The sequence below is a fragment of the Gilliamella sp. Choc6-1 genome, assembly GCF_001690385.1.
In the GTDB taxonomy this organism is placed as follows: domain Bacteria; phylum Pseudomonadota; class Gammaproteobacteria; order Enterobacterales; family Orbaceae; genus Gilliamella; species Gilliamella apicola_A.
Genome location: NZ_LZHI01000046.1, coordinates 53,105 through 65,213 on the forward strand (window position 1 = coordinate 53,105; position 12,109 = coordinate 65,213).

The following is a 12,109-nucleotide window of genomic DNA, read 5'->3' on the forward strand; positions in this document are numbered from 1 at the left end:
TTCTTGTCATCAGTTTTATATACAATAACTTTAATTAAGGTAATTATTTATGTTTAAAAGGACTTTGCCTGTTTTATTAATTTTTATTTCGATGATTTCAGTACAAGGCAGTGCATCAATTGCTAAATATCTGTTTCCTGTATTAGGGCCTGAAGGGATGACGGCTTGGCGATTGTTTTTTTCATCCATTATGTTGATTCTTATATTTAAACCATGGCGTAAAACAATGACAAAACAGGCATTGAAATATGTTTTTTTGTATGGTACTTCAATTGGTGGTATGAATTTAGCGTTTTATAACGCAATTGCACGAGTGCCACTGGGGGTCGCTGTCGCTATTGAACTTACAGGACCCATTATGGTGGCAATGTGCTCATCTCGAAAACTACTTGATTTTATTTGGCTAAGTATTGCTATTATTGGTCTGTCTATGCTTTTACCACTTTATCAAGTTTCAGATAATTTAGATCCTATAGGGATTTTCTTTGCGTTGTTAGCGGGAAGTGGGTGGGCATGTTACATTTTATTTGGACGCAAAGCCTGCACTATTTATGGGACATCAAGTGTAGCAGTTGGATCGGTTATTGCTGCCTGTTTTTTATTTCCTATTGGTATTTGGCAAAGTGGTAGTACAATGTTTTCGTTGGAATTGCTTCCGCTTATTTTTGTTGTTTCGTTATTGGCATCGGCAATCCCTTATGGCTTAGATATGATTGCACTACCAAGGTTACCTGCGCAAACATTTAGTACATTAATGAGCTTGTCTCCTGTCTTTGCAGCGTTTTCTGGGTTAGTGGTTTTGCACGAGCAGTTAACTAGTAATCAATGGTTAGCCATTGCCTTTATTATCATGTCATCCATAGGCACAGTACTTACGATGAGCTATCCAGTAAAGATTAAACCGATTAAATCAAATAGTGAAACGAAGCAAAAAAATTAACCGATTAAAAGCAATATCGCACTGTTTATCAGTGCGATATTGTTTGGAAAGTTGATATGAAGCTTGTGATAGTTATATTACCCCTATTGAAGATTTGAATTTATGATACTTTAACGAGGAGGCAATCCCATACTTCCACCCATTAATCCTTTCATTTGGCGCATCATCTTCATCATGCCACCACCTTTCATTTTTTTCATCATCTTTTGCATATCTTCAAACTGTTTTAATAGCTTGTTAACATCTTGAACTTGAGTTCCCGAACCGTTGGCAATACGGCGTTTACGAGAACCTTTAATGATTTCAGGATTAGCACGCTCTTTTAATGTCATCGAACCAATGATTGCTTCCATTTTTATGGTAATTTTATCATCCATTTGTGCTTTAATATGATCTGGAAGTTGGCCAACACCGGGTAATTTAGCTAGCAAAGCCCCCATTCCTCCCATATTACGCATCTGCTTGAGTTGGTCTTGAAAGTCATTAAAATCGAACTTATCGCCTTTTTTTAATTTTTTAGCAATTTTCTCGGCTTTTTCGCGATCAACGTTACTTTGTAATTCTTCAATTAAAGATAGTACATCGCCCATACCTAAAATACGTGAAGCAATGCGATCAGGATAAAACGGCTCTAAAGCATCGGTTTTTTCTCCCATTCCAAGGAATTTAATTGGTTTACCGGTAATATGACGAATTGATAACGCAGCTCCACCACGTGCATCGCCATCGACTTTAGTTAAAATTACCCCAGTAAGAGGTAATGCATCATTAAACGCTTTAGCTGTATTGGCAGCATCTTGTCCTGTCATCGCATCAACCACAAATAATGTTTCGATTGGATTAATGGCTTGATGAAGAGCTTTGATCTCATTCATCATGTCGCTATCGACATGCAAACGACCTGCGGTATCGACAATAAGCACATCAAAGAATTGCAATTTTGCATGAGAAATAGCTTTATTTACGATACTGATCGGTTTTTCAGTAACATCAGATGGAAAGAACTCAACATCAATTGCTTTAGCCAAAGTTTCTAACTGTTTAATTGCAGCGGGTCGATAAACATCGGCAGACACCACTAGAACTTTCTTTTTCTGTTTTTCTTTGAGGAATTTAGCCAGTTTAGCAACGCTAGTTGTTTTACCAGCACCTTGTAACCCAGCCATTAACATAACAGCAGGTGGTTGGGTTGCCAAATTGAGCGAACTGTTGACTTCACCCATTGCGCTAGTGAGTTCATTTTGAACTATTTTGATAAATTCTTGCCCTGGAGTTAGACTCTTGCTGACGTCTAATCCAACGGCTTTTTCTTTAACTTGATTAATAAATTGACGAACCACTGGCAGGGCAACATCAGCTTCGAGCAATGCCATACGCACATCGCGCAACGCATCTTTAATATTGTCTTCAGATAGTCGTCCACGACCACTAATATTGCGAAATGTCTGTGATAAACGGTTGGTTAAATTCTCGAACATATTAACTCTCGTAAAAAATAAAAAATTTTGGTTATCATAGCAGAAAATTATCGGAAGTCCCATGATCATAATTTTGTTCTACCTTGACACTAAATTATGATCCTGTTCAAATGGTTACAAGATAATTATTAATAAATTTTACCTATTTTATTTTCTAAAGCTAGCGTAAAGCAATAAAAGGAGGAATTGATATGATAAACATCATTAATACTGATAAAGCACCTGCAGCTATTGGTCCTTATGTACAGGCTATAAATTTAGGGAATATGTTATTTGTTTCAGGACAAATACCTTTAGATCCGATTACCGGTGAAATGCCAAGTTGTGTGAAAGAACAAGCAAAACAAAGTTTAGCAAATGTTAAAGCGATTATTACCACTGCTGGTTATCAAGTGAATAATATTGTCAAAGCAACTATTTTTCTAGCCGATATGAATGATTTTACTTCGGTAAATGCGGTATACGAAGCCTTTTTTATTGAAAATAATGCCCCTTTCCCTGCTCGTTCTTGCGTACAAGTTGCTCGAATTCCTAAAGATGCTAAAGTTGAAATAGAAGTGATTGCTGCTAAATAAATTTATTTACCTAATTAGCACCAAAAGGTGCTAATTTTTGTCAAAAAGTTTCAGAAAAACCCTATGTTTTAGTATAAAGAGGCGAGTTAAAACACGTTACATTTTTAGTTATCCTATCTATTACTTTTTATTATCAAAAATATAGCCATTTTCTTAACCAAAAATGAAATTAATTATTTATTGTTAAGCTGTTATTTAATGATTGATTGCCAATAAAGTTGGTGCAATAATCTACAATTATTTATCATTATTTTTGTTTTAACTGGATTGTGAATATGTTTGAAAAAGTAGAACCGTACGCAGGGGACCCGATTTTATCGTTAGTTTCTGAATTTATTAATGATAATCGCATTAATAAGACTAATTTAAGCATTGGTTATTATTATAATGAAAACAACGTAGTTCCTCAATTAGAATGCATAAAAATGGCTCGCGATTATATTTATCATCACAATCAAGAAGCACAGCTTTATTTGCCTATGAGTGGATTACCATCTTATTGCCAAGCTATTGGCTCTTTGTTATTTGGCGAACAACACCCAGCTTATAAAGATAAACGTATCGCAACAATACAAACACTAGGCGGATCGGGGGCTCTTAAAATAGGTGCTGATTTTTTATTTCGCTATTTCCCAAACTCACAAGTATGGGTCAGCGATCCAACTTGGGAAAATCACATCGCCATTTTTAATGGTGCAGGTTTTAAAGTAAACAAATATCCTTACTTTGATGAACAAACGTGTGGCGTAAAATTTGAAGCAATGCTTGAAACATTAAGCCAATTACCTACTAAAAGCATTGTCTTACTACATCCTTGTTGCCATAACCCAACTGGCGCCGATCTAACCCAATCACAGTGGGATAAAGTGATAACAATTTTACAAGAACGAGATCTTATTCCATTTATGGATATTGCTTATCAAGGTTTTGGCAAAGGTATTGAAGAAGACGCTTATGCGATTCGAAAAATGGCAAATGCAGGATTGTGTGGATTTGTCAGTAACTCATTTTCAAAAACATTTTCACTTTATGGTGAACGAGTTGGAGGTTTATCAGTTTTATGTGATAACAGCAAAGCCGCACGCTGTGTATTAGGGCAGCTGCAAGCACTAGTTCGCCAAAATTATTCTACCCCAGCGGCATATGGTGTACAGTTAGTAAGTTATGTTTTAAATAATCCAGGAGTTAAAGCGAAATGGTTAAAAGAAGTCGACTCCATGAGAACTCGCATTGTAACCATGCGATCAACTCTGGTGGAATTATTAAAACAAGCAGCACCTGATTGTCATTTTGATTATTTAGTAAAACAGCAGGGCATGTTCAGTTATACCGGTTTTAGTAAAGAGCAAGTTACACAATTGAAAGATAATTTTGCTATTTATTTGGTGGATAGCGGAAGAATGTGTGTAGCAGGTTTAAATCACCATAATATCGAGCGTGTGGCAGAAGCATTTGCTGCATTAAAATAATCATATTAATAAAGGAGTGTATTTTATGTTCCATAAAATGTTAATGTTAATATTAGGGATAGCAATGACGACTCTTGTTGTTGGATGTAATACAGTAAAAGGTGTTGGCGAAGATGTCGAATCGGGTGGAAAAGCCATTTCACATACAGCCGAAAAAGTGAGCGACAAAATGTAACTAACGTTATAGATTATTTACAAATATTTTAACGTCTTAAATATATTTAGTTAAATGTTACGTATTTTATTTATAGTTACATTATTTTTACTTGTTGGGTGCAGCTTATTAAATTTTCGAACTGCACCTTTAACTATAGAAAATTGACAATATTCAAATCTATCAGGTATTGAATTTTTATTAAATCCACTACCTTCATACAAGTCAAGTTATCATCATGTTTATATTACCCAAAGTCAAGAAGGCAAACATTTTCCTAGTAGTTATACTGGAATAAAAGGAAAATTAACCGATTAAATTCTTGTTTGTAATTACCTCAAATAGGAATTTTTGCGTACACCAAATTTATTCGAAAGTGCCTCTTTATATGATGATCTTTACACCATCAAAGTACAAAAAGAAGCACGTGATCGAAAAGGACAATTTGTAGTAAAGCAAGCCGTGTTACAAAATTGCCAAATTGTTTATATCACTATTGATTCTTTAGCTAAAGACAGAGATAATCCTTTGCTAATTGAATCTAACTATTTAACAATTATTAGATATGCACAAAAATGACCAAAGGAAAGGAGCTGAAAGGATTAGGCGGTTGGTTAATTTTAGTCGGTATTGGTTTAATTATGAGTTTTATTGGTTTTGCTTATACTCTTTTTTGTACACTAGGTATGATTATATTTAGTGGCATATGACCACTATTAACGGATCCTGAATCTGAAAATTACATCGCTAATTTTAGTTGGTTTTTTTATTAGAAATAGGAATAACTAGTTTAATTTTTCTTTTAAATGGCTATATCATATATTTGTTTTTTGCTAAAAATTATAAGTTTCCTATTTTTTTATTGTATTTAGACTTGGTTATGCCGTTTTAATGCCATTAAGTATATATTTAAGCTTTTTAATATTACAATCTAATTTCAATTTTTATGATATAAAAAATACTGTTAGAGTAATTATTTATGCCTGTATTTTTATAACTTATATATTAAAGTCAGAACGAGTCAAAAATACATTTGTTAATGGTCGCCGTAGTGAAATTACTCATAGCGACATAATTAGTTAATTTATTTTAAGGAAATAAAATGACACCAAATTTAGACAATTTAGTGAATGGAAAAGTAACAAAAGCGGTTATCCCTGTTGCCGGTTTGGGTACTCGCATGTTACCAGCAACTAAAGCCATTCCCAAAGAGATGCTCCCCGTTGTTGACAAGCCACTTATTCAATATGTAGTTAAAGAATGTATTGCTGCAGGTATAACTGAAATTATATTTGTTACGCACTCATCAAAAAACTCAATTGAAAACCACTTCGATACCAGTTTTGAATTAGAAGCCATGTTAGAAGCGCGTGTTAAACGCCAATTATTGCAAGAAGTACAAGGCATTTTACCTAAAAATGTCACTATAACTAGCGTCCGCCAAGGTTTGGCTAAAGGGCTTGGTCATGCGGTATTATGTGCTTATCCTTTAGTTGGTGATGAACCATTTGCTGTTGTTTTACCGGATGTGATTATTGATGAATACGAAAGTAACCTAGCCAGCGATAATTTAGCCGCAATGATCAAAAATTATCATGAAACCAAACACAGCCAAATCATGGTAGAGCCAGTACCAAAAGAATTAGTTTCTTCTTATGGTATTGTTGACTGTCGTGGTGAAGTGTTATCTGCTGGCAATGTTGCACAAATGTATAGCGTTGTTGAAAAACCATCCGTTGACGAAGCACCATCAAATCAATCTGTAGTTGGGCGCTATGTTTTATCAGAAAAAATTTGGCCTTTACTTGCTAAAACGCCATTAGGAGCAGGTGGTGAAATTCAATTAACTGATGCCATTGCAATGCTACTTGAAGAAGATTCCGTTGATGCTTATTGCATAAAAGGCCGTAGCCATGACTGTGGTAATAAGTTGGGTTATGTACAAACTTTTGTTCAATATGCAATGCGCCATAAAATACTTGGTAAGGATGTGACAGCTTGGTTAAAAAATATTTAATGTTTTGAAATTTATGTTTAATTATAAAAGAGGACGCATGATAGCGCCCTTTTTTATATAATTTTTTAAGTTTTGGTATTTCCATTATCCAAAGTTATATTAGGATCGTTATAAATGTTCATATCCATTAATCCTATCTCCCGATCGGTAGCAATGGCTGCAGCCATGGTACCTGAAACATTGGCCAAAGTCCGAGCCATATCAATAATTGGATCAATAGCTAAAACCATACCAATTAATGGGAAGTATTCTGCCATGCCCATACCTGACAAAACAACGGTTGCCGCAACCGTTGCTGTGCCGGGAATACCTGCGATGCCAATTGAACCAATAACCACGACAATGACAAGCATAATATAAAATTGGATATTAGTATCAATGCCAACCATATGAGCTACCATAACTGCAAGTAAAGCTGGGAAGAAACCAGCACATCCATTCATTCCTATGGTACTACCTAGTGAGCCAACTAAATTTGCTGTACCTGTATTAACACCCATTCGCACGGTTAAGGTTGAGATAGTCATTGGTAATGAACCGACAGATGAGCGACTTGTAAAGGCTAATAACCATGTTCCTAGCGCTTTTTTTATAAACATGGTTGGTGAAATACCATGAATCACAACAATGGCAACATGTACAATCAACATAATCAATGTGGCGACGTAAATTGCAGCAACAAAACTTGAAACCTGAATAATTGCGGGTATTCCGTTAGAAATAATGGTGCGAGCGAGTAAAGCAATTACTGCATAGGGCATGTATTTTATGACTGTCATCGCAATCGACATGATGATCTTATAAATTGCTTCGATAAACGTTTTAAATAAGGCAATCGGTTGTGAGTTTTTCTTTTCCATTCTGTTGGCAGCAATCCCCATTAAGGCTGAGAAGATGACCAATCCAACAATATTTTCGTTTACCATTGATGCAATAATATTGCTTGGAATTAGATTTATGAAGGTATCAATAATATTAGTGTATTGTTTTGCCTGAGCTTGATTTACAGAACTTGGGCTTATTTCACCTAATGTAAATAGATTAGCTAATAAAATACCAACAATACAAGCAATTGCTGTTGTAAAAAGTAACCAAAAAATTCCTCTGAATGCGATTTGGGGTAGATTTTTTTTACCCGAGAAATCGATAATTACTTTAACAATGGATACAAATATGAGTGGTATTACTAACATTCGGATAAAAGCGATAAATGCTCGACCAAATAGTCCATACCAAGTTGCAGTTTCTTGCATCCAGATTGTTGATGAGTCAGGAAATTCTGCTATGGCTTGAATGCCTAAACCAAGCACAGCACCAAGTATTAACCCAACTAACATACGTATTGAAAAATTAACTTTTCTCTTTTGTAATGGTCTCATTACTGCAAAAAAACAGATGAGCAATAGCCCAATACCAATTAGTGTTTGATAATGAGTAATAGATAAGAACTTTTCAAAAAAGATTCCTTGAAAAATGGCATCTGGCATATTTAACCCTCACCCCTTAGTAATAAATTTAATTATCTAGTAAAATGTTTATTGATAGATTTATTAATATCTATCTTAATCAGTTAAATCATGTAATGAATGTTATTTCACGTTATCTACCTATTTGCATTATCCAAAATATATTTAAGTAATATGAGTGTGTCTTTATATTGCTCATAATACCTTTATCTATTTTGCGATTGAGCCTGCAATATTTAAAATATCCCACGGTCTGGAAAATGGTGGTGCATAAAGAAAATCTATCATGGCTAATTCATCAATTTTCAAATTCGTCCATATTGCGGTTGCAAGAGTGTTGAGCCTTAATGCCGCACCTTGCCCTCCAGCTATTTGACCACCTAAAATCACTCGAGTGTCGGCATGATAGATAAGTTTTGCTGTTACACTTGTTTGACCGGCAACATAGTTGCTGTGATTTTTATCTTTAACTATGACTGTTTTATAAGGAATTCCAGCTTTTTCGGCTTCGCTTTCAGTTAAACCTGTTCGTCCTGCTTCAATATCAAAGACTTTTAAGGCTGAGGTGCCAATAGTGCCGGGATATTCACAATTTCCGCCACCTAAATTTTCGCCTACAATTTTGCCTAGTTTGTTTGCCCCTGTAGCGAGTGGAATATATACCATTGAATGACTAACTCTATGGTGAAGGGCAACACAATCTCCAGCAGCATAAATATCTGCCATATTAGTTTGTCCAAAGCTGTTGGTGATTATGGCACCATTTGCAAGTGTCTTGATACCAAGGTTTTTATAGATATCATTTTTTGGCTTAACACCGGTTGCAATAATAACAACATCAGCAGGGTATCGTGATTTATCAGTAATTACATGTGTGACATTGTGCGATCCTTCAAAGCCAAGTACTCGCTCTTGCAAATGTAGATCACAATGTTGTTTAATATTTTCTTCAATTAGTTTAGTAATTTGTCTATCAAATGCATCGATAAGAATTCTGTCATCCAATTGAATCAATTTGACGTTTTTTTGTAAAGCAACAAGCGATTCAGCTATTTCAAGCCCAATATATCCAGCACCTATAACAATCAAATTTTTGATATTTGAGTTGGATAATGTCTGTTTGATAGCTAACCCATCATGCAGGTTGCGTAATGTGAAGATATTTTTTAGTTGACTATTTTTAAAAGGGGGAATAATGGGACTTGCACCAACTGCAAGTAGTAACTTGTCATAGCTATCATCAAAGCAATTGCCAGTATTGAGATCTTTAACAGTTAATTTTTTTTGATTAGTATCAATAGCAATGACTTCATGTAAAGTTTTTATTTCAATACCATCTTTTTGAAATTGCTCGGGCGTTCGGGATATCATTTCGTTGGCGTCAGTAAAATGGTTACCAATAAAATAAGGTAAACCGCAAGCTCCAAACGAAACAATATCTGATTTTTCATAAATACGGATGGTTGCCTCAGGGTTCATTCTTTTAGCCTTTGCCGCAGCACTTGCGCCTGCGGCTTGAGCGCCAATGATGATTATTTTCACTTAATTTTCTCCTCAGTGCTCAGATACTGAATTATAAAATAATACCTTATCATACGCCATAGATTACCTTGGTGATAGATAGTTAGCATTAATATTCGTTAATTTAAAATTTTATTTGTTTGAAAATCAACAATTACTTGTTAGTGTAATTTTTTTAGTCGTATTATTTTTGTTAGAAAGTTTTCGGTAACTATGTGTTTCAGTATAAATTATTAAGTATAGGTGGCTGAGTTTGGTTGATTAATGCCATGATTAAATTAATCTGTAAGTCAGTGTCATTTAATGTGGGAATATAATAAAATGATTTTCCACCTGCATTTAAAAAGATTTCTCGATTTTCTTCGTCAATTTCGTAAATAGTTTCAATACAATCTACCGAAAATCCGGGACAGATGACGTGCGCATTGTTAACACCACTTTTTGCTAATGTTTGTAGTGTATCGCTGGTACTTGGTGTAACCCATTTGCCTTTTCCAAATTTCGATTGATAAGCCATTTGAATTGGTATATTTATGTTATTTGTTCGGCATTTTTCGATTAATAACTGTGTGGTCATTTCACAACGTTGAATATAATCCTCTTTTCGTTTGTAAATATAACGCTCAGGAATACCATGATAAGAAAGTATAAGCACTTCAGGCTCGCCTTGGCATTGAAATGCTTTCTTAATTTGTAAATAAAGTGCATTGATATAGCTTGGATGATCGGCATAATCACGAATATAGTCAATACTATTTATGATTTTGTCGGTTGCTATAATTTGTTTAAGTTTATCAAGTACAGCGAGTGTTGTGGTTGTTGAGTATTGTGGAAAAAGTGGCAATACCGTAATTTTTGAACATGATTGAAGCTTGTTCAATGCAGATTGAATATTGGGTTCACCATAGGTCATGGCTAATTCACATTGAATATTTGGTAAGTGGTGTTGTAATTTATCACATAATAATTGGCTGTAATGAAGTAAAGGTGATGAGCCATTTATCCAAATTTTTTGGTAATGATGAATAATGTAAGGCACTCGTTTAGGTATTACAAGGTACTTTAAAATCGGATACCAAAATAGTTTCGGTAAATCAACGACATGGCGATCGAGTAAGAACTCGGTTAAGTACCGTTTTATTGCATCTGGTGTTGCCGCGTTTGGTGTACCTAGATTAATCAGCAATAACCCTTGTTTTTTATTCACAAGTAATCCTTATTTTGAGCAAAGATAATAGTTGATAATGTTAAAAAGCCTATGTAGTGCGCCTTGATTTTGTTTTAATACTTGATACGCTTGTTCGCCAATTTGTTGACTACGCGTTTTATTTTCTAAAAGCCCATTAATCGCTGAATAAAGGGAATCGGCTGTGCTAGCACAAATGATCATGCCATCAGCTGAAATAAGTTGCTCACAAATCACTTTAAAATTGAAAAAATGTTCGCCACTAATGATTGGGATATGGTGAAGTGCGGGTTCTAATGGATTATGCCCTCCATGTTTCACTAAACTGCCACCAACAAAGGCAATATCTGCAATACCATAAAGTTCTATTAATTCTCCCATCGTATCACCCAAAATGACTTGGGTTTGTTTAGCAGGAATTTGACCGCTACTGCGGTTTATATAATTTAATCCGCAATCATTAATTAATTTTTCGACGGTTTTAAAGCGTTCTGGGTGGCGGGGGACAATAATCAATAACAAATTGGGATATTTTTGTAATAACCGTTTAAAGGCAGATAAGATGATTTCATCTTCTCCATTATGTGTACTTGCGGCAATAAAAATAGGGCGATCTAATTGCCACTGCTGTTTTAGCGTTGTTATTTTTTGCTGTTGTTGATCTGTTATATCAATATCGAATTTAATACTACCGGTTATTGTTAAGTGATCACGGGGTAAACCCAGCGAAATAAAACGTTCTCCATCTTGCTTATTTTGTGCGGCAATTGCACTAATTTTTGATAGTAAATTGCTAATGGATCGCCCTAGTTTACTGTATCGATTAGCTGAACGTTCTGATAATCTGGCATTGGCAATAATTAGCTGAATATTTCGTTTATAACACTGACAGATAAAATTAGGCCAAAGCTCAGTTTCCATAATGATCACTAATTTAGGATTGACCGTATTTAAAAAACGATTTATTGCGCAGGGCAAATCATAAGGTAAATATACATGGCTGACGCTATCACCGAGTAATAATTTAACTTGCTCTGAACCTGTTGGCGTCATGGTGGTAACTGTGATAGGTAAACTAGGATATTGTTGCTTAAGTACTTTGATTAGTGGGATGGCTGCTATCGTTTCACCCACCGATACGGCATGCACTAAAATACCGTTAGAGTTAACTTTATTTTTGCAAAAACCATAGCGTTCAAGCCAACGCTTTCGATAAGCTGGTGCTTTACGACTACGCCAAAGCAGTCTTAGCCAAACTAGTGGTTGAATCAAATACAATAAAAGAGTATATAAAATTTGCATA

Annotated in this window: 13 protein-coding genes; 8 read left to right on the plus strand and 5 right to left on the minus strand. The window is 34.9% G+C overall.

All coding sequences use genetic code 11. The features are described from left to right. Positions 1-49 precede the first annotated feature (49 nt). The gene (locus tag A9G36_RS06850; RefSeq protein WP_065568678.1) at positions 50-940 is read left to right on the plus strand and encodes an EamA family transporter; all 891 of its coding nucleotides are present in this window, start codon (positions 50-52) and stop codon (positions 938-940) included. A gap of 110 nt (positions 941-1,050) precedes the next feature. Here A9G36_RS06850 and ffh read toward each other — a convergent pair whose 3' ends face one another. Then, a complete protein-coding gene (ffh, locus tag A9G36_RS06855) occupies positions 1,051-2,418 on the minus strand; it encodes a signal recognition particle protein (RefSeq protein WP_065568707.1) in 1,368 nt (455 codons plus the stop codon). 191 nt (positions 2,419-2,609) lie between these two features. Here ffh and A9G36_RS06860 point away from each other — a divergent pair, with 191 nt between their 5' ends. The 7 genes from A9G36_RS06860 (at position 2,610) to galU (ending at position 6,633) form a co-directional block, all read left to right on the plus strand. After that, on the plus strand, positions 2,610-2,993 hold the full coding sequence (locus tag A9G36_RS06860; protein WP_034948279.1) for a RidA family protein: 384 nt from the start codon (positions 2,610-2,612) through the stop codon (positions 2,991-2,993). Between the two features lie 275 nt (positions 2,994-3,268). Next, a complete protein-coding gene (locus tag A9G36_RS06865; RefSeq protein WP_034948277.1) occupies positions 3,269-4,462 on the plus strand; it encodes an amino acid aminotransferase in 1,194 nt (397 codons plus the stop codon). A 43-nt stretch (positions 4,463-4,505) separates the two neighbouring features. Next, positions 4,506-4,637 carry an entericidin A/B family lipoprotein gene (locus A9G36_RS06870; protein ID WP_442902656.1) on the plus strand — a complete coding sequence of 44 codons (132 nt, stop codon included), beginning with the start codon at positions 4,506-4,508 and terminating at the stop codon, positions 4,635-4,637. Between the two features lie 330 nt (positions 4,638-4,967). Beyond that, on the plus strand, positions 4,968-5,195 hold the full coding sequence (locus A9G36_RS06875; protein ID WP_065585548.1) for a hypothetical protein: 228 nt from the start codon (positions 4,968-4,970) through the stop codon (positions 5,193-5,195). Beyond that, on the plus strand, positions 5,192-5,326 hold the full coding sequence (locus A9G36_RS10375) for a hypothetical protein (RefSeq protein ID WP_255305674.1): 135 nt from the start codon (positions 5,192-5,194) through the stop codon (positions 5,324-5,326). The genes A9G36_RS06875 and A9G36_RS10375 overlap by 4 nt, the downstream gene beginning before the upstream one ends. Before the next feature lie 151 nt (positions 5,327-5,477). After that, positions 5,478-5,699 carry a DUF2569 family protein gene (locus A9G36_RS10515; RefSeq protein ID WP_442902657.1) on the plus strand — a complete coding sequence of 74 codons (222 nt, stop codon included), beginning with the start codon at positions 5,478-5,480 and terminating at the stop codon, positions 5,697-5,699. Between the two features lie 19 nt (positions 5,700-5,718). Then, entirely contained in the window at positions 5,719-6,633 is a 915-nt protein-coding gene (galU, locus tag A9G36_RS06880; protein WP_034948266.1) for a UTP--glucose-1-phosphate uridylyltransferase GalU, read from the plus strand. Positions 6,634-6,698: 65 nt separating this feature from the next. Here the strand turns inward: galU and A9G36_RS06885 are convergent, their stop codons facing one another. The 4 genes from A9G36_RS06885 to waaA all read right to left on the minus strand — a co-directional run bounded on the left by A9G36_RS06885 (position 6,699) and on the right by waaA (position 12,108). Beyond that, positions 6,699-8,120, minus strand: coding sequence for a cation:dicarboxylate symporter family transporter (locus A9G36_RS06885; RefSeq protein WP_051825450.1), 1,422 nt, complete (start codon positions 8,118-8,120; stop codon positions 6,699-6,701). A 189-nt stretch (positions 8,121-8,309) separates the two neighbouring features. Next, entirely contained in the window at positions 8,310-9,641 is a 1,332-nt protein-coding gene (locus A9G36_RS06890) for a CoA-disulfide reductase (RefSeq protein ID WP_065585549.1), read from the minus strand. A 199-nt stretch (positions 9,642-9,840) separates the two neighbouring features. Continuing rightward, a complete protein-coding gene (hemH, locus tag A9G36_RS06895; RefSeq protein WP_065568676.1) occupies positions 9,841-10,827 on the minus strand; it encodes a ferrochelatase in 987 nt (328 codons plus the stop codon). 9 nt (positions 10,828-10,836) lie between these two features. After that, on the minus strand, positions 10,837-12,108 hold the full coding sequence (gene waaA, locus A9G36_RS06900) for a lipid IV(A) 3-deoxy-D-manno-octulosonic acid transferase (RefSeq protein WP_065585550.1): 1,272 nt from the start codon (positions 12,106-12,108) through the stop codon (positions 10,837-10,839). Between the last annotated feature and the right edge of the window lies 1 nt (position 12,109).

Excerpts from the sequence above, each read along its gene's own strand:
- A9G36_RS06850 (WP_065568678.1), top strand. The coding sequence starts at position 50 with ATGTTTAAAAGGACTTTGCCTGTTTTATTAATTTTTATTTCGATGATT.
- ffh (WP_065568707.1), bottom strand. The coding sequence starts at position 2,418 with ATGTTCGAGAATTTAACCAACCGTTTATCACAGACATTTCGCAATATT.
- A9G36_RS06860 (WP_034948279.1), top strand. The coding sequence starts at position 2,610 with ATGATAAACATCATTAATACTGATAAAGCACCTGCAGCTATTGGTCCT.
- A9G36_RS06865 (WP_034948277.1), top strand. The coding sequence starts at position 3,269 with ATGTTTGAAAAAGTAGAACCGTACGCAGGGGACCCGATTTTATCGTTA.
- A9G36_RS06870 (WP_442902656.1), top strand. The coding sequence starts at position 4,506 with ATGTTAATATTAGGGATAGCAATGACGACTCTTGTTGTTGGATGTAAT.
- A9G36_RS10375 (WP_255305674.1), top strand. The coding sequence starts at position 5,192 with ATGACCAAAGGAAAGGAGCTGAAAGGATTAGGCGGTTGGTTAATTTTA.
- galU (WP_034948266.1), top strand. The coding sequence starts at position 5,719 with ATGACACCAAATTTAGACAATTTAGTGAATGGAAAAGTAACAAAAGCG.
- A9G36_RS06885 (WP_051825450.1), bottom strand. The coding sequence starts at position 8,120 with ATGCCAGATGCCATTTTTCAAGGAATCTTTTTTGAAAAGTTCTTATCT.
- waaA (WP_065585550.1), bottom strand. The coding sequence starts at position 12,108 with ATGCAAATTTTATATACTCTTTTATTGTATTTGATTCAACCACTAGTT.